23 protein-coding genes and 3 tRNA genes are annotated in these 24,490 nt (G+C 59.2%); 25 read left to right on the top strand and 1 reads right to left on the bottom strand.

Annotated elements, in window-relative coordinates:
* The first annotated feature begins 15 nt into the window (after positions 1-15).
* The 12 genes from msbA (at position 16) to lptB (ending at position 11,124) form a co-directional block, all read left to right on the top strand.
* Positions 16-1,740, top strand: a complete 1,725-nt coding sequence (gene msbA / locus HMPREF9334_RS07970; RefSeq protein WP_006692952.1) for a lipid A export permease/ATP-binding protein MsbA — start codon at positions 16-18, stop codon at positions 1,738-1,740.
* A 2-nt stretch (positions 1,741-1,742) separates the two neighbouring features.
* Positions 1,743-4,256, top strand: coding sequence for a tetraacyldisaccharide 4'-kinase (gene lpxK, locus HMPREF9334_RS07965; protein ID WP_006692951.1), 2,514 nt, complete (start codon positions 1,743-1,745; stop codon positions 4,254-4,256).
* A 232-nt stretch (positions 4,257-4,488) separates the two neighbouring features.
* Entirely contained in the window at positions 4,489-5,223 is a 735-nt protein-coding gene (gene kdsB, locus HMPREF9334_RS07960; protein WP_006692950.1) for a 3-deoxy-manno-octulosonate cytidylyltransferase, read from the top strand.
* Positions 5,224-5,269: 46 nt separating this feature from the next.
* Complete coding sequence (locus tag HMPREF9334_RS11750; protein ID WP_071985980.1) at positions 5,270-5,596, top strand: DUF4258 domain-containing protein; 327 nt, start codon at positions 5,270-5,272, stop codon at positions 5,594-5,596.
* Positions 5,593-5,823, top strand: a complete 231-nt coding sequence (locus tag HMPREF9334_RS07955; protein ID WP_006692948.1) for a type II toxin-antitoxin system MqsA family antitoxin — start codon at positions 5,593-5,595, stop codon at positions 5,821-5,823. The genes HMPREF9334_RS11750 and HMPREF9334_RS07955 overlap by 4 nt, the downstream gene beginning before the upstream one ends.
* 31 nt (positions 5,824-5,854) lie before the next feature.
* On the top strand, positions 5,855-6,682 hold the full coding sequence (kdsA, locus tag HMPREF9334_RS07950; protein ID WP_006692947.1) for a 3-deoxy-8-phosphooctulonate synthase: 828 nt from the start codon (positions 5,855-5,857) through the stop codon (positions 6,680-6,682).
* A 9-nt stretch (positions 6,683-6,691) separates the two neighbouring features.
* Positions 6,692-7,669 (top strand): KpsF/GutQ family sugar-phosphate isomerase, encoded by a 978-nt coding sequence (locus HMPREF9334_RS07945; RefSeq protein ID WP_006692946.1) that lies wholly within the window; start codon positions 6,692-6,694, stop codon positions 7,667-7,669.
* Entirely contained in the window at positions 7,669-8,226 is a 558-nt protein-coding gene (locus HMPREF9334_RS07940; protein ID WP_006692945.1) for a KdsC family phosphatase, read from the top strand. Before HMPREF9334_RS07945 ends, HMPREF9334_RS07940 begins: the two co-directional genes overlap by 1 nt.
* A gap of 20 nt (positions 8,227-8,246) precedes the next feature.
* Positions 8,247-9,155 (top strand): lysophospholipid acyltransferase family protein, encoded by a 909-nt coding sequence (locus HMPREF9334_RS07935; RefSeq protein ID WP_006692944.1) that lies wholly within the window; start codon positions 8,247-8,249, stop codon positions 9,153-9,155.
* Positions 9,155-9,700, top strand: a complete 546-nt coding sequence (gene lptC / locus HMPREF9334_RS07930; protein ID WP_006692943.1) for an LPS export ABC transporter periplasmic protein LptC — start codon at positions 9,155-9,157, stop codon at positions 9,698-9,700. Before HMPREF9334_RS07935 ends, lptC begins: the two co-directional genes overlap by 1 nt.
* A complete protein-coding gene (locus HMPREF9334_RS07925; protein ID WP_006692942.1) occupies positions 9,697-10,392 on the top strand; it encodes an LptA/OstA family protein in 696 nt (231 codons plus the stop codon). The genes lptC and HMPREF9334_RS07925 overlap by 4 nt, the downstream gene beginning before the upstream one ends.
* A gap of 12 nt (positions 10,393-10,404) precedes the next feature.
* Positions 10,405-11,124, top strand: a complete 720-nt coding sequence (lptB, locus tag HMPREF9334_RS07920) for an LPS export ABC transporter ATP-binding protein (protein ID WP_006692941.1) — start codon at positions 10,405-10,407, stop codon at positions 11,122-11,124.
* A gap of 46 nt (positions 11,125-11,170) precedes the next feature.
* On the opposite strand, the gene HMPREF9334_RS07915 is transcribed toward lptB, so the two are convergent.
* A complete protein-coding gene (locus HMPREF9334_RS07915; protein ID WP_006692940.1) occupies positions 11,171-11,500 on the bottom strand; it encodes a hypothetical protein in 330 nt (109 codons plus the stop codon).
* Between the two features lie 164 nt (positions 11,501-11,664).
* Between HMPREF9334_RS07915 and HMPREF9334_RS07910 the strand changes: the two genes are divergently transcribed.
* The 13 genes from HMPREF9334_RS07910 (at position 11,665) to HMPREF9334_RS07855 (ending at position 24,414) form a co-directional block, all read left to right on the top strand.
* Complete coding sequence (locus tag HMPREF9334_RS07910; RefSeq protein ID WP_006692939.1) at positions 11,665-13,383, top strand: methyl-accepting chemotaxis protein; 1,719 nt, start codon at positions 11,665-11,667, stop codon at positions 13,381-13,383.
* Positions 13,384-13,506: 123 nt separating this feature from the next.
* A tRNA-Gly gene (locus HMPREF9334_RS07905) sits at positions 13,507-13,581 on the top strand.
* 4 nt (positions 13,582-13,585) lie between these two features.
* Positions 13,586-13,660, top strand: a tRNA-Gly gene (locus HMPREF9334_RS07900).
* Positions 13,661-13,732: 72 nt separating this feature from the next.
* Positions 13,733-13,809: transfer RNA gene (locus tag HMPREF9334_RS07895), tRNA-Ile, on the top strand.
* A gap of 89 nt (positions 13,810-13,898) precedes the next feature.
* Complete coding sequence (locus HMPREF9334_RS12625; protein WP_071985983.1) at positions 13,899-14,024, top strand: secretion protein HlyD; 126 nt, start codon at positions 13,899-13,901, stop codon at positions 14,022-14,024.
* 13 nt (positions 14,025-14,037) lie between these two features.
* Complete coding sequence (locus tag HMPREF9334_RS07890) at positions 14,038-15,267, top strand: tRNA nucleotidyltransferase/poly(A) polymerase-related protein (protein ID WP_006692938.1); 1,230 nt, start codon at positions 14,038-14,040, stop codon at positions 15,265-15,267.
* 53 nt (positions 15,268-15,320) lie between these two features.
* Positions 15,321-15,851, top strand: coding sequence for a gamma carbonic anhydrase family protein (locus HMPREF9334_RS07885; RefSeq protein ID WP_006692937.1), 531 nt, complete (start codon positions 15,321-15,323; stop codon positions 15,849-15,851).
* A complete protein-coding gene (gene ndk, locus HMPREF9334_RS07880; RefSeq protein WP_006692936.1) occupies positions 15,851-16,264 on the top strand; it encodes a nucleoside-diphosphate kinase in 414 nt (137 codons plus the stop codon). The genes HMPREF9334_RS07885 and ndk overlap by 1 nt, the downstream gene beginning before the upstream one ends.
* Positions 16,265-16,342: 78 nt before the next feature.
* Positions 16,343-16,852 (top strand): cob(I)yrinic acid a,c-diamide adenosyltransferase, encoded by a 510-nt coding sequence (locus tag HMPREF9334_RS07875; RefSeq protein ID WP_006692935.1) that lies wholly within the window; start codon positions 16,343-16,345, stop codon positions 16,850-16,852.
* The gene (polA, locus tag HMPREF9334_RS07870; RefSeq protein ID WP_006692934.1) at positions 16,849-19,479 is read left to right on the top strand and encodes a DNA polymerase I; all 2,631 of its coding nucleotides are present in this window, start codon (positions 16,849-16,851) and stop codon (positions 19,477-19,479) included. Before HMPREF9334_RS07875 ends, polA begins: the two co-directional genes overlap by 4 nt.
* Positions 19,480-20,085 carry a dephospho-CoA kinase gene (gene coaE, locus HMPREF9334_RS07865; RefSeq protein WP_006692933.1) on the top strand — a complete coding sequence of 202 codons (606 nt, stop codon included), beginning with the start codon at positions 19,480-19,482 and terminating at the stop codon, positions 20,083-20,085.
* Positions 20,072-20,647, top strand: a complete 576-nt coding sequence (locus HMPREF9334_RS07860; RefSeq protein ID WP_006692932.1) for a lytic transglycosylase domain-containing protein — start codon at positions 20,072-20,074, stop codon at positions 20,645-20,647. Before coaE ends, HMPREF9334_RS07860 begins: the two co-directional genes overlap by 14 nt.
* Positions 20,644-24,414 carry a PolC-type DNA polymerase III gene (locus HMPREF9334_RS07855; protein ID WP_006692931.1) on the top strand — a complete coding sequence of 1,257 codons (3,771 nt, stop codon included), beginning with the start codon at positions 20,644-20,646 and terminating at the stop codon, positions 24,412-24,414. Before HMPREF9334_RS07860 ends, HMPREF9334_RS07855 begins: the two co-directional genes overlap by 4 nt.
* Positions 24,415-24,490 lie beyond the last annotated feature (76 nt).

Genomic DNA, 24,490 nt, shown 5'->3' with positions numbered 1-24,490 from the left:
TCCACTAGGAGAACTATGAAGAATTATACGAGACTGCTCGCCTACATGCGCCCGTACGTGAACAAACTCGGGCTTGCCATCGTGTTCATCATCCTCGCCTCGGCGGCGAACCTCTATGTCCCGTGGATCATCAAGGACATGATTGACGACGTGCTTGCCGATAAGAATATGGCGCTCCTCAACGCCATCTGCATCGGCATCGTCGTGATCTTTTTCCTGCGCGGGATTTTTTACTTTGGGCAGTCCTACCTCGTCTCCTACATCGGACAGAAGGTCATCATCGATGTGCGTGAGGTCATGTTCCGCAAATTCCAGCGGATGCCGCTCGCGTACTATGACCGCCACCAGACGGGTGAGATCATGAGCTTCGTCACGAATGACGTCGCTGCGATCCAGTCTGCACTCGTGGACAACCTCATCGACCTTGTCACCGAGGGCTGCATCCTCATCGGCTCGCTCGTCCTAATGTTCTACCTCGACTGGAAACTCTCGCTCCTGACCCTCATCGTCATCCCAATGGTCGGACAGGCGATGAAGATTTTCGGGCGCAAGATCAAGAAGTCGAGCAACGTCATTCAGGAGCGTCTTGCAGAGATCACTGCACTCCTGCAGGAGTCGTTCTCCGCGACGCGCGTTGTAAAATCGTTCGTGCGCGAGGACTACGAAATTGATCGTTTTGTGCACAGCAATCAGCGCAACTTTGAAGCAGTGATGAAGAACGTCCAGCAGACGAGTATGCTCACGCCGACGGTCGAGTTTCTCGCGGCGATTGCCGTCACGCTCATTGTCTGGTTCGGCGGCTACGAGGTCGTCAACGGCGAGATCACGGCGGGTGCGTTCGTCGCGTTCCTGACCTACGCCGTCAACCTCGCGAATCCCGTTAAGCGTCTCTCGCGCATCTACGGCAATCTGCAAAAGGCGATGGCGGCGGTTGACCGCGTATTTGCCGTGGTTGATCTCGAGGAAAGCATTACGGACAGCCCCGATGCAAAGCCGCTTCCGCCTGTGGAGGGACGCGTGCGCTTCGACAATGTCGTCTTCTCCTACAAGGAGGGGCGGCGTGCGCTTGACGGTGTGTCACTTGAAGCTGCACCGGGTGAGATGATCGCTTTTGTCGGTCCTTCGGGTGCGGGCAAATCGACGATTGCGAATCTCATCCCACGTTTCTACGAGGTGGACAGCGGTACGATCACCGTCGACGGGCATGACATCCGCGACGTGACGCTCGCCTCCCTGCGCGGACAGATCGGGCTTGTACCGCAGGAGACGATGCTGTTCTCCACGACGATCCGTGAGAACATCCGCTACGGGCGGCTTGATGCGACGGATGCGGAGATCGAGGAGGCGGCGCGTGCGGCGAACGCGCATAATTTCATCACGGAGCTGGAGCACGGCTATGATACGCAGATCGGTGAGCGCGGTGTCAGCATCTCGGGTGGACAGCGGCAGCGCATTGCGATAGCGCGCGCGATTCTCAAGGACCCGCGCATCCTCATCCTTGATGAGGCGACCTCCGCGCTCGATACGGAGAGCGAGAAGATCGTGCAGGCAGCACTCGACAACCTTATGGTCGGGCGTACGAGCTTCGTCATCGCGCACCGTCTCTCGACAGTCTTTAACGCCGACCGCATCTATGTCATTGACGGCGGGCACATTGTGGAGCAGGGGACGCATGAGGAGCTGCTCGCAAAGGGCGGGCTCTATCAGCATCTCTATGACATTCAGTTTCGGGGAGAGTGATTATGAGATTTCTCTACAATCTAGCGGCAATCCTCATCGTCACCATCATCATACCGATCTTTATGCTGCGCGCGACACGCGAGCGCGGCTTTGTCGAGCGCATCAAGCAGAGTTTCGGATTCTATCCGCAGGACACGATCGACAAGGTGGCGGGGAAAAACGCGATCTGGGTGCACGCGGCATCCGTCGGCGAGATTGTGGCGACGAGCCCGCTCGTCCGCGAGTTCCGCAAAAAGTTCCCCGATAGCCCGATTCTCGTCTCGGTTGTCACAACGGGCGGCTATGAGATGGCGCACCGCATCATCAAGGATGCGGATGCCATCATTTACTTCCCGCTCGACCTGCCCTTCCTCGCCTCGCGCGTTGTCGGGCGCATCCGTCCGCGCGTGTTCCTGCCCGTGGAGACGGAGCTGTGGCCGAACTTCCTCAAAAAGGCGAAGCAGCTCGATGTCCCCGTCATGATGGTCAACGGCCGCATCAGCGACCGCAGCGTGAAGCAGTACAAGTACCTGCTCGGGATGCTGCGTGAGATGATCGGAACGGTGAAATGCTTTGCCATGCAGTCGAGCATCGACGCGGACTACATCATGCGTCTCGGTGCGCCGCGCGAGCTCGTCACGGTCACGGGCAATACGAAGTTCGATCAGGCGTATACGAGCGTCAGCCCCGAGGAGCGGGCGGCGCTCATTCAGGAGCTTGGGCTCTCCGGCGCGAGTCATATCATGATTGCCGGCTCGACGCATCGCGGCGAGGAGGAGCTGGTGCTTGCGGCGTTTGCCGCCGTACGTGAGCATGACCCAAAGGTGCGGCTCATCATTGCACCGCGTGAGGTGCTGCGTACGATGGAGGTCGAGCACCTTTGCCGCAAGGCGGGCTTCACCGTCAATACGCGCAAGAATCTCCAAAAGGGGGCAGAGGGCGGCGAGGATATTGTCATCCTTGATACGGTCGGCGAGCTCGGGCGCGTCTATGGTCTCGGCGATGTCATCTACATCGGCGGCAGCCTGATCCCACACGGTGGTCACAACATCCTCGAACCAGCGGCACACGGCAAGGCGATTATCGTCGGCAACCAGATGTTCAACTTCAAGGACATCCATGCACTCTTCCGCAACCGCAACGCCGTCGTGACTGTTGCGAACGGTGAGGAACTGACGCGCGAGACGCTGCGTCTCTTCGGGAATGCGGCGGAGCGGGAGCGGCTCGAGCGCGAGACGCTTGCGATCATCAATGAGAACAAGGGCGCGTCTGCAAAGTCCGCGCAGATCCTCGTGGATATGCTCGCGGCATATGAGGCACGGCGTGCGCTGCGTGCGCAGGAGCGTATCAGTGCCCATCGTGTGCGTGCGACGCAGAAGGTCGCAAATTTCCAGACGTACTTCATCGATCTCGTACATGACAAGGACGTACGCGGTGTTTCGCGCCGTCTTATCATGGGGATTTTCTACGCATTTTCGCTCATCTATGAGCAGCTTGTCAATCTGAAGCTCACGATGTATCGTCTTGGATGGGCGAAGAAGGAGCAGCTGCCCTGCTTCGTTATCAGTCTCGGAAACGTCACAGTCGGCGGTACGGGCAAGACCCCGACGGCGCAGCATCTCGCGCGTGCGATTCACGCGATGGGCTACCGCGTCGCGATTCTCAACCGCGGCTACCGTGCGAAGTGGCGCGGCGACGTCGGCATCGTGTCCGACGGCTGCACGCTCAAGATGGACGCGGAGACGGCGGGCGATGAGGCCTTTATGCTGGCAAAGCACCTGCCGAACGTGCCCGTACTCATTGGCCCGCAGCGTGCGGTGACGGGACGTTACGCCATCGAGCATTTCGGTGCGGAGGTGGCGATTCTCGATGACGGCTATCAGCACTGGCAGCTTGCGCGCGACATGGATATCCTGCTCGTGGACGCAGTGAACGTGTTCGGCAACGGCTATCTCCTGCCGCGCGGCACACTGCGTGAGCCGCTGTCGCACATCGACCGTGCGGATGTCTGTCTCATGACGAAGGTCGATCAGGCGGCACCGGGCGCGATTCAGCACATCTGGGAGACGTTTCGCAGCTATAACCAGGACGGGCTCATCATCGAGAGCATCCATCAGCCGCGCCAGTTCGTGCGGCTCTCGGACTGGTACGAGGACATTGCGGCGGGCGGCGTACCTGTCACCGAGATGGAGGGGAAGAAGGTACTCGCCGTCTCGGCGATCGGCAACCCCGCTTCGTTCGAGCAGACACTTGCTGATCTCGGGGTCGAGATGGTGGAGAGTATGCGCTATCCCGATCACCACGACTACGGCGAGCGCGATATGGCAGAGGTGCTGTACCGCGCAGAGACGCTGGGGGTTGAGGCGATTATCATCACGGAGAAGGACGCGGTGAAGGTGCCGGCGGATGTCGTACGCGCGAAGTGGCGCATCCCGATGTATGTCATCTCCGTCGAAGTGACGTTCCAGAAGGGGCAGGAGAAGTTCTTCCGCACGCTCGAGGAACAGCTTGCGGCGAAGCTGAGACCTGCATCTTAGGATCAGAGCGCGAACACCACGCGAACACAGAGTTGCGCAAGTGATCGCGCGCTTGTACGCTCAAATACCGTCGGACTTCTTAAACGCGCTTCGCTTGAACGAAAGAAATCCGACGGGGCGTACCGCGCCCTTTACTCACTTGCTTCACTAAGGTTCGCTTAGGTGTATCGCGCTGCTTCTCACCGAGGCGGTTGGGGACTCACAGATAAGGATTAAAACTTGAGGTGATCGCATGAAAGTTCTCTGCATTATCCCCGCGCGTTACGCATCCACGCGTCTGCCGGGCAAGCCCCTGCGCGACATCGCGGGGAAGCCCATGATCGTGCGCGTCTACGAGCGTGCCGTGCGGGCAAAGCTCGTGCAGGATGTTGTTGTTGCAACGGACGATGAGCGCATCCGCGCCGCTGTCGAGGAGCACGGCGGACGCGCCGTCATGACACGCGTCGACCATGCAACGGGGACGGATCGTCTCGCCGAGGTCGCGGAGAAAATGACGGACTACGACCTCATCATCAATGTGCAGGGCGACGAACCGCTCATTGATCCTGCCGTCATCGATGCACTCGTTGAGCCTTTCCTCGTAGATGAAACACTGCCGATGGCGACGGCAAAGACACTGCTCATGGACGAGGAAGAGATCGTGAACCCGAACAACGTCAAGGTCATTACAGACCTTTCGGGCAACGCCCTCTACTTCTCCCGTGCTCGCATCCCGTATGCGCGGAATGAAGGTGCTAAAGTTTACAAACATATCGGCATCTATGCGTATCGTCGAGATTTCCTGCTCAGTTATGCACGCATGGCGCAGACCCCACTCGAACTTTCCGAGTCCCTCGAACAGCTGCGTGCGCTCGAGAACGGGTACACAATCCGTGTCATCGAGACGGACGCGGTCTTTATCGGTGTTGACACCGAGGAGGATCTTGCAGCAGTCAATGAGGAATACATAAGACGTGGGATTCATTGACCTTTTCGCGTGAAAATTCTATAATAAATGCAGAACGGGATGGAGCATGAATATAACTCCTGAGAATATACGACACCTTTGTCAATCGAATGCAATGTATTGGACGGAGCATGTAGGAAAGCGTCTGATTAAAAGGAGCATTTCGCCCGATGAAGTTATTCAAGTTTTGCTTCATGGACAGATAATCGAGCATTATGAGGATGACTATCCGTTTCCGAGCTGTTTGAGCTTTTCGATGATCGGGACTCGTCCATTGCACGTTGTGTGCAGTATCGGGAACGGTCAGCTGTTCATTATTACTGCGTATGAGCCTGATCCGACCGAGTGGGATACGACGTTCACAAAACGTAGAAAGGAAGGTGGATTGTCATGAAACAGTGCACATTCTGCAAGGGTACAGCACAGGAAGGACTGTCCACGTTCACGGCAGATCTGGGAGACTGCATTGTTATCATTCGTAATGTCCCTTCCCATATCTGTGAACAGTGTGGGGAGACTTACTACACGACGGAGGTCATGCAGCAGGTGTATCGCATTGTCCAATCAGTTCGCGAAACGATGAGTGAGATCACTGTTGTGAATTATCGTCCTGCCGCTTAGGCGGATGCGTTTGTTGAAAGGAGCCATGAAGATGAACAAAGTGAAGCTGGCGAATTTTGAGATCGGCGGCGGCGAGCCGTTGGTGCTCCTCGCAGGACCGTGTGTCCTCGAGGGCCTCGAGCGTTCCCTCCTGATCGGGCGCGGCATCAAGGAGATCACGGATCGTCTCGGCATCCCCTATGTGTTCAAGGCATCCTTTGACAAAGCGAACCGCTCCGCCTACCACAGCTTTCGCGGACCGGGGCTCGAGGAGGGGCTGAAGATCCTGAAGGCAATCCGCGATGAACTCCATGTGCCTGTCGTAACGGACATTCATGAAACATCGCAGGCGGAGCCTGTGGCAAAGGTTGCGGACATCCTTCAGATTCCCGCCTTTCTCTCGCGTCAGACCGATCTCCTGCACGCGGCGGCACAGACGGGCGCGATCGTCAACGTGAAGAAGGGGCAGTTCCTCTCGCCGAACGATATGCGCAACGTTGTCGACAAGATTCACGAGAGCGGCAGCGACCGCATCCTCCTCACGGAACGCGGCGAGAGCTTCGGCTACAACAACCTCGTCGTGGATATGCGCTCCTTCCCCATCATGCGCAGCTTCGGCTATCCCGTCATCTTCGACGGCACGCACAGCGTTCAGCTGCCGGGCGGCGCGGGTACGAGCTCGGGCGGACAGCGTGAGTATGTCGAGTACCTCGTGCGTGCTGCTGTCGGTGCGGGGGTTGATGGGCTCTTCCTCGAGGTGCATGACAACCCGCCTGAGGCACTCTCGGACGGGGCGAACATGGTCTATCTGGACAAGCTCGAGGAACTCCTGCAGGATGCCCTCTCCATCTATGAAGTTGTGCGGAAAAAGCTGAACTAGGAGAACTACATGGCACAGAGTATTCGCGAAAAAGCCATAGAGACACTGAAACTCGAAGCGCAGGCAGTTGCGAACCTCGCAGAGCGCATCGACGATGATTTTGAGGCGGCGGTGCACGCGATTTTGGACTGCAAGGCGCGTGTTGTCGTCACGGGCATGGGCAAATCCGGTCACGTCGGGCGCAAGATCGCCGCAACGCTTGCGAGCACGGGCACGCCCTCGTTCTTTATGCACCCGGCGGAGGCATTTCACGGCGACCTCGGCATGGTGACGGCAGATGACATCGTCATTGCCATCTCGAACAGCGGCGAGTCGAACGAGGTCGTGAACATCCTCTCGATCATCCACCGCATCGGCGCCCGCATCATCGCCATGTGCGGACGGCGGAAATCGCAGCTCGGGCGCAGCGCAGACTTCTACATCGACATTGGCGTGGAGCGCGAGGCGTGTCCGCTGGGGCTTGCGCCGACGAGCTCGACGACCGCGACGCTTGCGATGGGCGATGCCATTGCAATGGCACTCATGGAGGCACGCGATTTCAAGAAGGAGGACTATGCCCTGTTCCATCCGGGCGGTGCGCTCGGGCGCAAGCTGCTCCTCACCGTCGCAAACGTCATGCACACGGGCGAAGAGAACCCCGTTGTCTCGTACCATACGACGGCAAAGGATGCGCTCTTCGTCATGACGGACAAGGGGCTCGGTGCGGTCTCCGTTGTCAACGCAGAGGGCAAGTTTATCGGGCTTGTCACGGACGGGATTATTCGCCGTGCACTTGCGAAAGACTATACCTTTTTGGACAAGGACGTGGAGAGTATCATGTTTGCAACGCCGCTCACGATCTCTCCGGACAAGATGGCGGCAGCGGCGCTCTCCGTCATGGAGAAGCACCAGCCGCGCCCCGTCACCGTGCTGCCCGTCGTCGATAATGCGGGTGTGCCCGTCGGCATCGTGCATCTGACCGATCTTCTGCGGCAGGGGGTTGTGTGATGCCGATTCGGCAGGACGCGATTGCGCGCGCGAAGAAAATCAAATGCGTTATCCTCGATGTGGACGGCGTGCTCACCGACGGGGGGATCTACGTCGCGCCCGATGGGAGCGAGCTGTATAAGCCGTTCTTTACGCGGGACGGACTTGCGATCACGCTCGCACACAAGGTGGGGATCGTGCCCGCGATCATTACGGGACGTGCATCGTCCATCGTGGAGAACCGTGCGCGCGAACTGCACATCGACCTTGTTTATCAGGGCAAGTTGGACAAGCGGGCCGCCTATGCGGACATCAAGGCGAAAACGGGGCTGACGGATGAGGAAATCGCCTACATCGGCGATGACATTGTTGACCTGCCGATCCTGCGCATGGTCGGACTTCCGTGCGCGGTGGGCGATGCCGTGTCCGAGGTGAAGGAAGCCGCGCAGATCATTGCGGACGCACATGGCGGACGCGGGGCAGTGCGCGAGATCTACGAGATCATTTTGAAAACACAGGGACTGTGGGATAAAGTTCTCACGGTCTTTCAGACAGATACCGAAGGTGCTGCGCAGTAATGCAGAAAGGAGGTGCGGCAGTGCTCTATAATACACTCATGTTTCTCAGTTATCTTGCGTGCCGCACGCCGCGTCCCATTCTGCTCGGCGCAGGGTGGGTGCTCGGCAACCTTTACTATCTGCTGATCCCGAAGATGCGCCGCCGCGCGGTAGAGCACATGATGCCCGCACTTGGTATCTCCGAGGCGGAGGCGAAAAGCCTTGTCCGCGCGTCCTTTATCAATATGGCACGCAACGTCCTCGATATTCTTGCGATGCCCATGCTGAACGAGAGCAATCTCAATGAATACATTGAGATCGACCATCTTGAGCGGATGCAGGAGGCACTCGCCGAGGGGCGCGGTGTCGTCGTGCTCACAGGTCATGTCGGCTGCTGGGAGTGGCTGTCGGCGGCGTTCACGCTGAACGGAATCCCCGTCAGTGCGATTGCAAAGCCGCAGCCGAACATCGAATATACGCGCGTGCTTGACGATCTGCGTGCAACCATCCACGTCGAGATCTTCTCGCGCGGGACGAGCGAACTCATTGCGGCGGCACGTGCCTTGAAGCGCGGACGACTCCTCGGCTTCCTCGCAGATCAGGACGGCGGTCCCGGCGGTGCGTTCATCGAATTTCTCGGGCGCACGGCATCGACCCCGCTCGGGCCCGCCGTCTTTTCGCGCAAGTTCAAAGCACCCGTCGTGCCCGCATTTATCCTGCGTCAGCCGAAGGGGAAGCACAAGGTCGTTGTCGGCGAGATCATGCGCTGTCCCGACACGGGGGACAGCGACCGCGATCTCCATGAATTCACCGTGCAGATGACGGCGATTGTCGAGCGGATCATCCGCGAGAATCCGACGCAGTGGATCTGGTTTCAAAAGCGGTGGAACACGCCGCCCGAGCAGCAGAAGACAGGCAAGCATCACGTATCTGCGAAGGAGGGGGATTGATGGCGCAGAGCAAGTGGATCTATGGCGGCGGTGCCGTCCTCCTCGCGGGTCTGATCGTCTGGGCGGTTGCGAGTGTGCCCGAGATCCCGCAGCAAACGGATACGCCGACAGGACCGCGCATCATGTCCTATATGGACAACACCCTCCACGAGGAGCGCGACGGGCGTATGATCTGGCAGATGACGGCAGAGCAGATGAACGTCGATATCGATACGAATGACACCGGCATGGTCAAAATCGACGGGACATTCTACAGTGATGACGGGCGCACGCTCACGCTGAAGGCGGACGAGGGGCGCATGGACAGCAAGACGCGCGACATCGTGCTCACGGGGACGATCGAGGCGACGACGAGCGACGGTGCAAGCCTGCGGGCAAAGCAGATCAAGTGGACGGCGGCGGATGGCAGCCTTACAGCTGAGGGGGATGCTGAACTCATTCGCGACGATATGCGCGCGACGGGCGACCGCATTGTGAGCACGGACGGCTTTCAGAAATTCAGCATCCTCGGCAATGCGTGTATAGAAAAGGGTGGGGCGAAATGACGAAAAAGAAACTCTATCGGAGCGTTCTCACACTCCTCGCGGCGGGGGCGGTCTGCACGGCAGCAGCTGCGCCGCAGCAGGGAAATGAGCCGACGAATCTCACGGCAGACAGCCTTACCTACGACACGCGCACGGGGCTCATCACGGCGGAGACGAACGTCCGCATGGAGCAGGGAACGGGCTACGTTGAGGGAGCGCGTGCGACCTACAACACAAAGACCGAAGAGGGAACGATCGAGGGCAGTGTTCGTGCCATGCGCGACGATATGCAGCTCTCCTGTGACCGCCTGTCGGGGATCGGTCAGGACCATTGGCAGGCGACGGGCAGCGTCCACATGGTAAAGGCGGGGCGCACGTTCACAGGGCCTGTCGTCGACTACTATCCGTCGCAGAATGAATATGTCCTTGCCGCGAGCGGTGGAACAATGACGAGCGCAGACGGGACGTTCAGCGCTGATCACCTTGAGGGCTGGCTGAAGGAGAATCGTTTCATCGGTACGGGTAATGCCCACCTCGTCAGTCCTCCGCGCGATCTCGAGGGCGGCGGCGACCGCGTGGAGTATTTCGGCATGGCGGAGAGGCCGTATGCTGTGCTCGACGGAAACGCGTGGGTATATCAGGGGAACAACATGGCGCACAGCAATCACATGACCGTCTATCTCGCGGACGACGGCAGTGCCGTGACCGAGTGAGGGGGCATCATCTTGCATCTCGAATCCCGCAACCTCATCAAGAAATTTGGCAGCCGCACCGTCGTTGACCGCATCTCTGTCCGCATCGACAAGGGCGAGATCGTCGGCCTCCTAGGTCCAAACGGCGCGGGCAAGACAACCACGTTCTACATGATCGTGGGACTTGAAAAGCCGACGCACGGCGATGTCTATCTCTCCGACATCTGCATCACGGACTATCCCATGTATCGGCGTGCGGAGCTGGGCATCAGCTACCTCACACAGGAGCCGTCGATCTTCCGCAAGCTCACCGTCACCGAGAACATCGCTGCGATTCTCGAAACGACGAAGCTCTCAAAGGCGGAGCAGAAGCATAAACTCGACGGACTGCTCGAGGAGTTCCACATCGGGCACGTCCGCGACCGTCGCGGCACGGAGCTCTCGGGTGGTGAGCGCCGCCGCGTCGAGATCGCGCGCTGCCTCGCGCTTGAACCGCAGTTCATCCTGCTGGACGAGCCGTTCGCGGGTGTCGACCCGCTTGCCGTCGCGGATATCCAGGAGATCATCGAGTATCTGCGCCAGCGCGGTATGGGCATCCTCATCACCGACCACAACGTCCGCGAGACCCTGCACATCGTCGACCGCGTCTACCTCCTCAGCGAGGGGAAACTTCTCCTCGAGGGCGACAGCAAAACCATCGCGGAGAGTCCCATTGCGCGGAAATTCTATCTGGGGGAAAAGTTCAGCCTTTGAACAAAAAACCACCGACAGCGATGTCGGTGGTTTTTATATCGCAAACTTACGCGAAGAAGCGTCGATACGCATCAAAGAGGAAGAGTGCGCCCGCCATGCCGATGGTAACGAAGCTGGCGCGTGTCACGATCATCATCTGGAACTCGGAGAGACGCTCAACCGCCTGTCGGCGTGTATACGTCAGTCCAAGTGAAGCCGTCAGCAGAATATACATCGTGAGCGTGAGGCTGTCCAACTCCTCCCATGCCGCAAGTACGACCATGACGGTGAATGCCATGAGGATGAGAAGCATATAGTCCTTCCCCGGAGGGCGCACCGGCTTCGGCTTTTCTGCCGGCGTGACTTTTTGTTGCAGCTTTTTTAACATTTTTGCCATGGATATCCATCCTTTTGTTTATTTGTTGTAGTAATAGTGTAAGTATATCATAGAAAAATATTTGTTGCCATATGGTTTTTCACAGCAGAGAATGGTATAATCAAAAAGATTAAGGGAAGATTTTTTCTTTTGAGAAATTGGAGTGTTTTTGGAGGGAACTTAGAATGTCGGTAGCAAAGAAAATTGTGCTGAGCATCGGATTCCTGGTCGTCATGTTTGGCGCATATGGATTCTATGCGAATCATGCGAGCAGTGTGCTCAACAACAATACGGTGAGCGTGTTCAGTTGGGCGCATGTCATCAACGTGGGCGGTCAGGTGCAGTCGCTCACGGCAGAGGGGCGCGAGTTTGAGCTCATGCGCATCTCGGCACCGAATGAGGAGGAACGTCAACGTGCGGCAGGGCTGATCTCGCAGCTCACGCCGCAGCTGAACAAGGCGTACGAGGAGTATGAAAAGGCGATTCAGGAAGCACCGTTCCAGAACGAGCCGGACCGCACACAGAAGCTCGCGCGTCTCGAGAAGCTCAAGCAGGAGCGCAAGGCGTATGCCGCGGCGCGTCAGCATGCAACGGATCTCATCAATGCGGGCGATCAGGCGGGGGCGGTGCTCCTCGCGTTCAACGAGCAGGCAGATGTCTACAAGCGCATGACGGACATTCTCGAGGAGGATAAGGCAGACAGCGTCCGTCTTGCACGCGCAGAGATGGCATACAGTGAGGATGTTTTCTCGGGCGTATGGATGACGACGATCATCGCACTCACGGTTGTGGTTATCCTTTCGATTATCATCCTTGTTTTGCTTCTCAAGAGCATCAAGAACTCCGTGGATACAATTCTCGACGGTGCACGGCATATCGCGAGCGGAGATCTCCGGTCAAAGATCATGCTCGACGGCGACGATGAGTTTGCGCACATCGCCCACCAGTTCAACACGATGGTCGAGAGTATGCAGAAGATGATCCGCAAGATCAAGACAACAGCGACGGATGTTGCAGGGTCCTCCGAGGAGCTCACGGCGAACGCGAACCAGTCGGCGCAGGTGACGCAGAACGTCGCACAGTCCATCACCGAGGTTGCGGAGGCGGCGGAGAAGCAGCTGCAGATCATCGATACGAGCCGCATGACCGTGCAGGAGTTCCAGCGCGGACTCGAGGAGGCCATCACGAACCAGCGCCGCGCACGTGAGCAGACGCAGGCGACGGCGGAGAAGGCGGCAGAGGGCAACGCCTTCGTGCAGACGACGGTTGAGCAGATGAACTCGATTGCGCTCACGGTTCAGCAGACAGGCGAGATTGTCAGTAAGCTCGGCGAGCGTTCGAAGGAGATCGGCAACATCGTCGAGATCATCTCGAGCATCTCGGGACAGACGAACCTCCTCGCACTCAATGCGGCGATTGAGGCGGCGCGTGCGGGTGAACATGGACGTGGGTTCGCAGTTGTCGCCGAGGAAGTGCGAAAACTCGCAGAGGAGTCGCAGAACGCCTCTCAGCAGATCTCCGAGCTCATCCGCAGCATTCAGGAGGAGACGGATCATGCGGTCGCTTCGATGGCAGAGGGACTGCGCGAGGCGGAGACGGGCAAGGAGAATGTCACCGCAACGGGCGAAACCTTCTCGCTCATCCTGAGTATGGTCGAGGATGTCAAGACCGCATCGCTCGCGGTCAGCAAGCGCGTCCTCGAACTGCGCGAGAATATGAACTCGATCGTCGAGGGCATGGGTGCTGTGGATACGTCGGCGAAGGGCATCGGCAGCGAGTCGCAGAACGTCTCTGCCGCGACTGAGGAGCAGGCGGCCGGCATGGAGGAAATTGCCTCCTCGAGCCGCAGTCTTGCCGACATGGCAACCGATCTGCAGAGTGAGACGGACAAGTTCAAGGTGTAAGCAATATTTTGGAGGGGCACGCATGGTGACGTGCCCCTTTTTGATTGAAAAATACTCCTTGACAGAAATCCCTTCTCTTGCTAAAATATCTCTTGTTGATTGACAGAGATGTCAGTGACGGATGCGGAAGTAGCTCAGTGGTAGAGCACCACCTTGCCAAGGTGGGGGTCGCGAGTTCGAGCCTCGTTTTCCGCTCCATTTTGCGGAAGTAGCTCAGTGGTAGAGCACCACCTTGCCAAGGTGGGGGTCGCGAGTTCGAGCCTCGTTTTCCGCTCCATCGCTTATCTGACCTGCGCACTGCGCAGGTTTTTTTGAAAGTGAGAGCCTTGCGTGCTCTTCACTTTGTTTGGGGCCTATAGCTCAGTTGGTTAGAGCAACCGGCTCATAACCGGTCGGTCCTTGGTTCAAGTCCAAGTGGGCCCACCAATCGAAATGAGAGCATCATGCAGAAGAAGTGATGCTTTTTTTATTTTTAGGGAATCGCTGATAAAATGAAGTCCGTCAGATTGGCGTAGATTTTTCGTCCGAACAAGGAGGCAAACCGGACGCATAGCCAAAGCTATGTGGAGGATTTGCCGACACAGTGCGGGCAAAAAAGATGCGTCAAGATGGCGCGGCTGAATTTATCAGTGCTTCCTTAGGGGAGGTGAGCGGATGACGGAAGCTGCTTTTGTTGAGCAGATACACAGCGCGGGTGCGCGTGTCTTTCGCGTGGGCGGCTGCGTGCGCGACTGCTTTCGCGGTGTGCTGGCAAAGGATGTCGACTATGTCTTGACAGGCATGACGGAGGAGCAGCTCTGTACGCTCTTTCCGCGTGCGGAGAAGATCGGGAGAGCCTTTCCCGTCTATCATGTGCGCGTGGACGGGGTGCGGCGCGAGGTCGCCTTTGCGCGCAGGGAGCGCAAGACGGGCACGGGCTATCGCGGCTTCGCGGTCGCGTTCGATCCGTCCGTGACGATTGAGGAGGATCTCTATCGGCGCGACACGACGATGAATGCGATGGCGATGGAGCTCCCCACGGAGGAGCTCTTTGATCCCTATGGTGGGCGTGCAGACATCGCTGCCGGCGTGATCCGTGCCGTCTCACCGCATTTCACGGACGATCCCGTGCGTGCGCTGCGCGCGGCACGGCAGGCGGCGGAGTTCGGCTTTGCGGTGGAGGAGGAGACACTCTGCTACATGAACGCGTGTGCGGCAGAGCTCAAAAACGAGCCAACGGAGCGTCTGATGGGCGAGCTGCGGCGTGCGCTTGCCGCGCCGCGTCCATCCGTATTCTTCCGCGTACTGCGTGCGGCGGATCTCCTTGCCGTCACCTTTCCAGAGATCGCCGCGCTTGCGGGACAGACACAGCCGACAGAGTTTCATCCCGAGGGGGATGCCCTCGCGCATACACTGGCGATGGTCGATGCGGTTGCGCGTGAGACGGAGGAGACCAAAACGCGCTTTGCCGCGCTCGTGCATGACCTCGGCAAGGGGCTGACCTCGCAGGAGATGCTGCCGCATCACTACGGACACGAGCGTACGGGGCTGGATGCGCTCGCTGCGTGGAATCGACGCATGACCCTTCCGCATGACTGGATGAAGGCGGCGATATTCCTCATCCGCGAGCATATGCGTGCACCGCGCCTCACACGTCCCGGCAAGATCGCCGATCTTCTGCTCGGCATCGGTGCCTCGGGGCTTTCCATCGCAGAGTTCAATGTCATCATCCGCGCCGACCACGGCTCTCTGCCGGACTATCTCGTACATGGCGCAGAGTATCTCGCGGCGATGCGGACGGTCACGGGGCGTTCCGCGCCGCCGGAGCTCTCGGGTGCGGAGATCGGCAGGTGGCTGCGTGAGCAGCGTGTGCGAATATTGAAAAACTCCTTGTTGGAGATGTAATTGACGTGGTATAATACGACTGAGCGGAGAAAGATAAGAAGGAGGCAGCATTGATGGACAAGATTATCCTGCCCTATCGGGGAAAAATGCCCACGATCCATCCAACGGCATTCATTGCACCGACGGCTGCGGTCGTTGGTGATGTGGAGATCGGAGCCGGATCGAGTGTTTGGTTCAGCGCAGTGGTGCGTGGCGATTTTCAGCCGATTACGATCGGGCAGAATACGAACATCCAAGAAAACGCGACGATTCACGTCATGCGTGACGTGCCTGTCTGTATTGGGGACAATGTGCTCATCGGACACAATGCCGTTGTGCATTGCAGCCGTATCGGGGACAATACCCTCATCGGCATGGGCTCGATCATCATGGGGTACTCCGAGATTGGCGAGAACGTTGTCATCGGCGCGGGCACCTTCCTTCCCCAGCACAAGAAGATCCCTTCGAACTCGCTTGTGTTCGGCAACCCCGCTCAGATCGTACGCGCACTGCGCGACGATGAGATTGAGGCGCTTCGTGCGGCGGCAGAGAACTATGCCGGCCTCGGAGCAGAGTACAAACAGATCATTGAGGAGATGAAGTAATGGAACAAACTCTGGTTCTCATTAAGCCGGACGCCGTCGGGGCGCATCACATCGGAGACATTACGAAGGCATACGAGGATGCGGGGCTCGAGATCCGTGCGATGAAGATGATGCAGATGACGGATCGCATCGCACGCATCCACTATGCGGAGCATCTTGCGAAGCCGTTCTACGGTGAGCTCTCTGCATTTATGACCTCCGCGCCGCTCGTGGCGATGGTGCTCGCGGGTGAGAATGCGATTGCACGCGTGCGCGAACTGCACGGTGCGACGAATCCGGCGAATGCGGCAGAGGGTACGATCCGCAAGCGTTTTGCAAAGAACGGGAGCGAGAACGCGGTGCACGCGTCCGACAGCCCCGAGAGTGCGGCGCGCGAGGTACATATCTTCTTCAGTGAGACGGAGATTTTCTAAATATTTTTGATTTTGACGCCCGACTCTGCACCTTTGCAAAGTCGGGTGCAGTTATCAGAGACAAGGGAGGAATCTACGATGAGTGTTACAACAAAGACCGGCGACCAGGGACAGACGAGCCTTTTCACGGGCGAGCGTATCGCGAAGGATGACGCACGCGTTGAGGCCTACGGCAAGGTCGACAGCCTCGGCTCTGCGCTCGGCATGGCACGCGCCTTTGCGACGAACAAGCGCGTGAAGGACGATATCCTCGCTGTGCAGAAGCAGCTTGGCATGCTCATGGCGGACTTTGCGAGCCGCAACAAGCCACCCCGCATTACGGCGGAGATGGTCGCGGGTATCGAGGCGGAGATTGCGGACATCGAGGAGAGCCTGCCCGCACTCAAGGAGTTTGTCATTCCCGGCAACAAGAAGTCGAGCGCGATGCTCGATCTGGCGCGAACGGTGGCACGCGAGGCAGAGCGTCGCGCATGGACGCTTGCACGGCGCGGCAGCGTGGCGGAGGTCGACCTGCAGTACCTCAACCGCATCTCTGATTACTGCTTCGTCCTCATGCGTCTCGAGGACGAGGACAAGCCGAACCTGTGAGCGGGGAGAGATTTGCCGTTCTCGACGGGAGCAGCCTTTTCTTTCGCGCGTTCTACGCGCTGCAGCTCCCGCCGAATGCACGCGGCATCCACACGAACGCGGTGCATGGTTTTGCGATGATGCTCGTAAAGCTGCTCAAAGAACTCGCGCCGACGCAGATTGTCATTGCGTTTGACAAGAGCCGCACGACGTTTCGCACGGCACTCTATCCCGACTACAAGGGGACGCGTGACAAGACCCCTGAGGAGCTGATCGCGCAGATCCCCCTTCTGAAGGAGCTCGCGCAGAGCCTTGGCATTCCCTTTCTCGAACTGGACGACTACGAGGCGGACGACATCATCGGCACGCTCGCGACCCAGGCGGCAGAGGGCGGTACGGAGACCGTCGTCGTGACGGGCGACCGCGACGCACTGCAGCTGATCCGCGACGGTCTCACGGTTGTGCTGACGAAAAAGGGCATCAGCGACACGCGTGCCTACGACACGGCGGCATTCGAGGAGGAGTACGGCTTCGCGCCGATCCGCCTCATCGATATGAAGGGGCTGATGGGGGACAGCTCGGACAATATTCCGGGCGTGCCCGGCGTGGGACCCAAGACCGCGACGAAGCTGCTGCTCGCGTACGGTACGATTGAGAACGTGCTCGATCATGCCGCCGAGGTCAGCGGAAAGAAACTCAGTGCCTCGCTCGTGGAGTACCGCGACCAGGCACTCCTGTCGAAGCAGCTTGCGACGATTGAATGCAATGTGCCCGAACTCCGCTATGCGGCGGAGGGCTTTCGTATGCAGCCCGACCGTGCGGCACTCGACGCGTTCTGCCGGGAGTACGAGCTGCGGACGGTGCATCGCGCGCTCTCGGACTATCTGGGGACGGCTGCACCTGCGGAGACGGTGGAGCAATCGCTCTTTGCCGCAGGGACGGACGATGAGCAGTCGGATTTCAAGGCGGCGGAACTCACCACTACCGACCTCGATGCGCTGCGTGCAGCGGAGGAGATTGCTGTCGGCGCACGCTTTCACGGAGATGCGCCCTTTGTGCAGGTGGAGCTGCTTGCCCTCTCCTATGGGACGGAGCAGCGCACTGTGCGTGCGGATTCCGCACTGTTTGACACGCTGCGGGACATCCTCGCGGCGCGTCCCGTCGTGCTCTGGAATGCGAAACGCTATGCACAGGCGGGACTTTCCGTCGGTGCAAATATTTTCGACCTCGAACTTGCGGACTACCTCCTCCATCCCGAGGAGAGCAAGCGCGACATCGAGCGCACGGCATTCGCCCATCTGGGACAGCTCCCCGCTGCGCCCGATGCTCTGAGCGAAGAGCAGTGCGCCGTACGCGAGGCGGAGATTGCCGCGCGGCTCTCAGCTCCCCTGCGGACAGCACTCACAGAAGCACAGTTGATGCGTCTCTATCAGGACGTGGAACTGCCGCTTGTACCCGTGCTGGCAGCGATGGAGCGGACGGGCATCTATGTGAACCGCGCCGCGCTTGAGCGCGAACTTGCGGCGGCAAATGCGCGTATCGATGCGCTCGTCACGGAGATTCATGCACTCGCGGGCACGGAGTTCAACATCAGTTCGCCCAAACAGCTTGGCGAAGTCCTCTTTGAGCGGCTCGATCTCGCGGCGGGGAGCAAGGTCAAAAAGACCAAGACAGGCTACTCGACGAATGCCGAGACCCTTGAGGAGCTGCGTGACCGCCATCCCATCGTGGACAAGGTGCTCACCTACCGCATGTGGACGAAGCTGCGTTCCACCTATCTTGAGGGCATCGGCGCACTCATCCGCCCCGCGACGGAGCGCGTACACACGAGCTTCAACCAGACGGTGACAGCGACGGGGCGGCTCTCAAGCTCCGACCCGAACCTCCAGAACATCCCCGTGCGGACGGAGGAGGGGCGTGCCGTGCGTGCGCTCTTCGAGCCGGGCGAGGGCTATGACCTGCTGCTCTCGGCGGACTACTCGCAGATCGAGCTGCGCATCCTCGCGCATATGTCGGGGGATGCGACGCTCATCGACGCGTTCCGCCACGGGCAGGACGTGCACGCCCGCACCGCATCGGAGGTGTTCGATGTGCCGCTCGCGGAGGTCACAGCCGAGCAGCGGCGCAGGGCAAAGGCGGTCAACTTCGGCATCGTCTACGGGCTCAGCGACTTCGGTCTTGCGCGTGACCTTGGCATCGGGCGCAAGGAGGCGGCGGGCTACATCGCACGGTACTTTGAACGCTATCACGGCGTTCGTGAGTTTCTCGACAAGACGGTCGCGGACGCGCATACGAACGGCTTTGTAACGACCCTCTACAGGCGGCGGCGCGACCTGCCCGCCATCCATAGCCGCAACTTTATGCAGCGTTCCTTTGCCGAGCGCATGGCGATGAATACGCCGATCCAGGGGACGGCAGCCGACCTCATCAAGATCGCTATGATCCGCGCTGATGCGGCACTGCGTAAGGCAAAGGTCAAGAGCCGTATCCTCCTTCAGGTGCACGATGAACTCGTGCTTGAGGTGACAACGGATGAGATCGAATGCGTCAGTGAGATCCTGCACATGGCGATGAGCGGGGCGGCGGAGCTCGCCGTGCCGCTCGCCGTGGACGTGCACATGGGGAAGAACTGGGCGGAGGCGAAGTAGGTGAAGATCATCGGCCTGACGGGCGGCATCGCCTGCGGCAAGTCCACCGTCAGCACAGCGCTGCGTGCGCGCGGCGCGGCCATCATCGATGCAGACGCGCTTGCACACGAGCTGTCACAGCCGCATCAGCCGCTCTTTAATGCCTATGTGCAGCGGTTCGGCAGGGAGATCGTGATGGCGGACGGCACGCTCGACCGTGCGGCGATTGCACGCCGTGTCTTTGCCGATCCCGCTGTGCGTGCCGAGGTGGATGCCATCGCACACCCGCTGATTCGCATGGCGGCAGAGGAGCGGCTGCGTGCGGCAAGAGACGAAAACAAAAGAGCAGCGGTACTGGATGTGCCGCTGCTCTTTGAGGCGGGATGGGACGCGCTCGCCGATGAGACGTGGGTAGTCGCGCTCCCGCGAGAGGAGCAGCTGGCGCGTCTTTTGGCACGCGATACGTCCATGGACGAGGGCGAGGCGCGGGCACGCATCGCCGCACAGATGCCGCTTGCAGAGAAATGTGCACGTGCGGATGTCATCATTGACAACAGTGGAACGAAGGAAGAAATACGGGAATACATTGGGAAACTTTGGAAGGAACGGATTCTTGAACGTGCGTAAAATGCGGCGCAGATTCTGGTGGGGACTGCGCGCTCTTGTCGTTGCCGTCATTGCCTTTGCGATCGTCGGCGGCTGGGGCTGGGTGGAGCGCAGCTACATCTACCCCTATGACTACCGCAGTTACATTGAGACGAGTGCCGTGCACCACCATATCGATCCCTGCCTCGTCGCCGCCGTTATCAAGCACGAGAGTAAATTTCAGCCGCGTGCACAGTCCGACGGCGGTGCGCTCGGCCTCATGCAGCTCATGCCGCAGACGGCGGCGTGGATCGCGCGGCAGATGGATGAGCCGTTCACCGAGGACTATCTCTACGACCCCGCGCTCAACATCCGTTACGGCGTATGGTACCTTGCGGAGCTTGAGCGCGAGTTCGGCGGCAACGACATCCTCGCGCTCGCCGCGTACAACGCGGGACGCGGCAACGTGCGCGAGTGGATGGAACGCTGGCACTGGACGGATCAGTTTGACGAAATCGAGGCGATTCCCTACCCCGAGACGCGGCTCTACGTGCGCCGCGTGCTTGAGGACAGGGAGCAGTATAAGAGGCTCTACGACGAATGAACAAGACCTATCGGATTCTGCCAAGCGCGGAGGATATGCTCCTCCGCCTCCTGCGCGGGCTCGCCCTCACGGATGAGGAGCGGGCGCTTTTGCGTGCCTGCGTGCTGCGTCACGTCGAAGTTTCCGCGGAGGAAAACACATGGGAGCTGGTCATTGGATGCTCTGAGGTGCTCGACGAGGGGCTGATCGTGCGCATGAAAGAGCAGATTGCGGCGAACTATCAGCTCGCATCGGCACACATTCAGCAGAACGCCGTATCCCTCGCCTTTGAAGTGAAACCTCAGTGGGAGCGCATTGTGAGCGCGGCGGCGGGGGGAGATGCCGTGCTCTTTCACACGCTGCTGCAGGCGGAGTACGCCGTCGATGGCAACGTGATCCGCCTTTCTGCCCCCGGTACATTCGGTGTGGAGCTGTTCGCGCAGAGTGCCGTCGCAAAGCGCATCGAGACAGCGGTGCGCACGCACATCGGCTGTGCCTGTCGGGTTGTCTGCATGGAAACAGAACTCGGGGAAGTGCACGCACCTGCGTGGACACCGCCCGTGATGCCCGTCGCCGTCAAAAAGGAAGCCCCCGCCGCCGCCGCTCCCGCACGCGCAGCACGGGGCGCAAAGCCGAAGGAACTGCCCGCAAACGTCATCTTGGGGCGCGGGGTTTCTGGTGAGGCGCGTGACCTCGGCGTGATCGAGGACGAAGTGAAGAACGTTGTTCTTGAGGGTGAGGTCTTTGCCCCGCAGGCGAACCAGCTCAAGTCTGGTGCGTACATCCTCCTGCTCAAATTTGCGGACAGAACGAACGGCATCGCATGTAAGAAATTCTTCGGTGCACGCGGCAAGACCACACAGGAGGATGTCGACGCGGAGGTCGCGCGTATTCTAAAGGTAATCGGCAAGGGCTGCTCCGTCCGCATTCAAGGGAAAATCGAATACGATAAATTCATCAGTGACTACGTTCTCTTTATCGACAGCATGGAGAAGCGGAGCGTTCCGCAGCGCGAGGACACGGCAGAGGTCAAGCGTGTCGAGCTGCACGCACATACAAAGATGAGTGCGCTCGATGCCGTTGTTCCGCCGAAGGTACTCGTCGAGACCGCTGCGCGCTGGGGCTGGCCCGCCGTAGCCATCACCGATCACGGCGTGGTGCAGGCGTTTCCCGAGGCGATGAACACCGCGCGTGCTCTGAAGAAAAAAGGCACGGACATCAAGATCATCTACGGGATGGAGGGCTACCTCCTCGACAAACCAGAGGATCGGCGTGCCCACCACATTATCTTTCTCGCGCAGAACAAGACGGGCCTGTATAACCTCTACCGCCTCGTCTCCCTCTCGCACATCCGCTACTTTCGCGGAACGAAAAAGCGCGGACGTCCGTGCATCCCGCGTGCCGTCCTGCAGCAGTACCGCGACGGTATCATTGTCGGCTCAGCATGCGAGGCGGGCGAGCTCATTCGCGGCATTGTCGCGGGGCGGCCCGACGAGGAACTGGAGGAGATTGCGAAGTTCTATGACTTCCTTGAGATCCAGCCCATCCACAACAACGACTTTTTGAAATTCGATCAGCGTTTTCCGATGCAGACGGACGAGGATCTCAGGGACATCAACCACAAGGTCGATGCACTCGCGCGAAAACTGGATAAAATGCTGATTGCGACCTGTGACGTGCACTTCCTCAACCCAGAGGATGCCGTTTACCGCGCCATGATCCAAAAGGCGAACGGATACAACGACGCGGATCGCCAGCCGCCGCTCTACCTGCGTACGACAGATGAGATGCTCGCCGAGTTCGACTACCTCGGCGCGGAGCGCGCCTACGAGTGCGTCGTCACGAATCCGCGGAAGATCGCCGACATGGTCGAGCACTTCCTCCCGATCCCCGACGAACTCTATGCGCCGACCGTCCCGGGTGCGGATCGAGAGATCCAAGAGATGTCCTACGCACGTGCACGCAAGCTGTATGGCGAGAACCTGCCGAAGGTCGTCTCCGACCGCCTCGAACTCGAATTGAAGCCAATCCTAAAGCATGGCTTTGCCGCGCTCTACATCATCGCGCAGCGTCTCGTGAAAAAATCCAACAACGACGGCTATCTGGTCGGCTCGCGCGGCTCGGTTGGCTCGTCCTTTGTCGCGACCATGATCGGTGTCACCGAGGTCAACCCGCTGCCGCCGCACTACCGCTGCCGCCACTGCCAGTACAACAAATTCATCGAGGACGGTTCCGTCGGGAGCGGCTTTGACCTGCCGTCCATGGACTGTCCCGTCTGCGGTACGCCGCTCACGAAGGACGGGCACAACATCCCGTTCGCCGTCTTTCTTGGCTTCGACGGTGACAAAGTCCCCGATATTGACCTCAACTTCTCGGGCGACTATCAGCCGACTGCGCACAAGTACACCGAGGTTCTCTTTGGCAAGATGAACGTGTTCCGCGCGGGCACGATCTCAGGACTGCAGGACAAGAACGCCTTCGGCTATGCGATGCGCTACTATGAGGACATGGGTGAGACAAAGGGACGTGCCTACATCGAGCACATGATGCGCGGCTGCATGGGGGTCAAGGCAACCACGGGGCAGCACGCGGGCGGCATCATGGTCGTGCCGCGTGACATGGACGTACACTACTTCACACCCATCCAGCGCCCTGCGAACAACATGGAGTCGGACACGCTGACGACCCACTTCGACTACCACTCGATCAGTGAGCGCCTGGTCAAGCTCGACATCCTCGGACACGATGATCCGACCGTCATCAAGATGCTTGAGGAGCTGACGCACCGCGATCCCGAGACCATTCCGTTTGACGATCCGGCCACCATGTCGATCTTCACATCCACCGAGGCACTCGGCATCACACCTGAGGATCTCGGCGCGAACATGGGTACGTACGGCATCCCCGAGTTCCGCACCTCGTTCACACAGAAGATGATCGACGACTCAAACCCCGACTGCTTCGCCGACCTCGTGCGCATCTCGGGCTTTTCCCACGGCACGAACGTCTGGCTCGGCAACGCGCAGGACCTCATCAAGGCGGGCACGAGCACGCTGAAGGACGCGATCTCCGCGCGTGATGACATCATGAACTACCTCATGCAGAACGGCATCGAGCCGCTGCTCTCGTTCAAGACCATGGAAAACGTGCGAAAGGGCAAGGGCATCGCCCCCGATGTTGTCGAGAAACTGCGTGCGGGCGGCATTCCCGAGTGGTACATCGACTCCTGCCAGAAGATCAAGTATCTTTTCCCGCGTGCGCACGCGACCGCATACGTCATGATGGGCTACCGCATCGCTTTCTGCAAGGTACACTATCCGCTCGCGTACTACGCCGCGTACTTTTCCATCCGTGCCGATGAGTTCGATGCGAACATTATCTCCAAGGGGAAGGATGCGATCAAGGCGGCGATCGACGCGCTGCATGCCGAGGCGCGTGAGCACCGCGGCAAGCTCGACAACAAGAAACAGGACATCCTTATCGTGTTACAGCTAGCGTGGGAAATGTATCTGCGCGGCTTCTCCTGCGAGCCCGTCGACCTCTACACGTCCGATGCGGAGAAATTTATCCTCCATGACACCTCGCTCCTCCCGCCGCTGACCGCACTCCCCGGCATGGGGCAGAAGGCGGCGCAGGCAATCGTCGAGGCGCGGCAGTATGGACGATTCATCTCCATCGAGGACCTCGCCACCCGTGCACACATCCCAACCCCCGCTGTCGAACTCCTGCGTGAGCACGGCTGTTTGGACGGGATGATGGAGAGCAACCAGGTGGAACTGTTTGCGTAGAATCAAAATAAAGAAATCGCTGATAAAATGAAGTCTGTCAGATTAGTGTAGATTTTTTGTCCTGTCAAGGAGACAA

This window comes from Centipeda infelix ATCC 43532, from assembly GCF_000234095.1.
GTDB lineage: Bacteria > Bacillota > Negativicutes > Selenomonadales > Selenomonadaceae > Centipeda > Centipeda infelix.
This window is presented reverse-complemented; position numbering and strand designations above follow the sequence as displayed.

What these genes read in the sequence shown, in the direction of transcription:
- kdsA (WP_006692947.1), top strand. Translation starts at nt 5,855, where the DNA reads ATGAACAAAGTGAAGCTGGCGAATTTTGAGATCGGCGGCGGCGAGCCG.
- lpxK (WP_006692951.1), top strand. Translation starts at nt 1,743, where the DNA reads ATGAGATTTCTCTACAATCTAGCGGCAATCCTCATCGTCACCATCATC.
- lptC (WP_006692943.1), top strand. Translation starts at nt 9,155, where the DNA reads ATGGCGCAGAGCAAGTGGATCTATGGCGGCGGTGCCGTCCTCCTCGCG.
- HMPREF9334_RS07940 (WP_006692945.1), top strand. Translation starts at nt 7,669, where the DNA reads ATGCCGATTCGGCAGGACGCGATTGCGCGCGCGAAGAAAATCAAATGC.
- HMPREF9334_RS07945 (WP_006692946.1), top strand. Translation starts at nt 6,692, where the DNA reads ATGGCACAGAGTATTCGCGAAAAAGCCATAGAGACACTGAAACTCGAA.
- HMPREF9334_RS07875 (WP_006692935.1), top strand. Translation starts at nt 16,343, where the DNA reads ATGAGTGTTACAACAAAGACCGGCGACCAGGGACAGACGAGCCTTTTC.
- ndk (WP_006692936.1), top strand. Translation starts at nt 15,851, where the DNA reads ATGGAACAAACTCTGGTTCTCATTAAGCCGGACGCCGTCGGGGCGCAT.
- HMPREF9334_RS07925 (WP_006692942.1), top strand. Translation starts at nt 9,697, where the DNA reads ATGACGAAAAAGAAACTCTATCGGAGCGTTCTCACACTCCTCGCGGCG.
- msbA (WP_006692952.1), top strand. Translation starts at nt 16, where the DNA reads ATGAAGAATTATACGAGACTGCTCGCCTACATGCGCCCGTACGTGAAC.
- HMPREF9334_RS07885 (WP_006692937.1), top strand. Translation starts at nt 15,321, where the DNA reads ATGGACAAGATTATCCTGCCCTATCGGGGAAAAATGCCCACGATCCAT.
- HMPREF9334_RS07890 (WP_006692938.1), top strand. Translation starts at nt 14,038, where the DNA reads ATGACGGAAGCTGCTTTTGTTGAGCAGATACACAGCGCGGGTGCGCGT.
- HMPREF9334_RS07910 (WP_006692939.1), top strand. Translation starts at nt 11,665, where the DNA reads ATGTCGGTAGCAAAGAAAATTGTGCTGAGCATCGGATTCCTGGTCGTC.
- HMPREF9334_RS07955 (WP_006692948.1), top strand. Translation starts at nt 5,593, where the DNA reads ATGAAACAGTGCACATTCTGCAAGGGTACAGCACAGGAAGGACTGTCC.
- HMPREF9334_RS11750 (WP_071985980.1), top strand. Translation starts at nt 5,270, where the DNA reads ATGAATATAACTCCTGAGAATATACGACACCTTTGTCAATCGAATGCA.
- HMPREF9334_RS07915 (WP_006692940.1), bottom strand. Translation starts at nt 11,500, where the DNA reads ATGGCAAAAATGTTAAAAAAGCTGCAACAAAAAGTCACGCCGGCAGAA.
- kdsB (WP_006692950.1), top strand. Translation starts at nt 4,489, where the DNA reads ATGAAAGTTCTCTGCATTATCCCCGCGCGTTACGCATCCACGCGTCTG.
- HMPREF9334_RS07855 (WP_006692931.1), top strand. Translation starts at nt 20,644, where the DNA reads ATGAACAAGACCTATCGGATTCTGCCAAGCGCGGAGGATATGCTCCTC.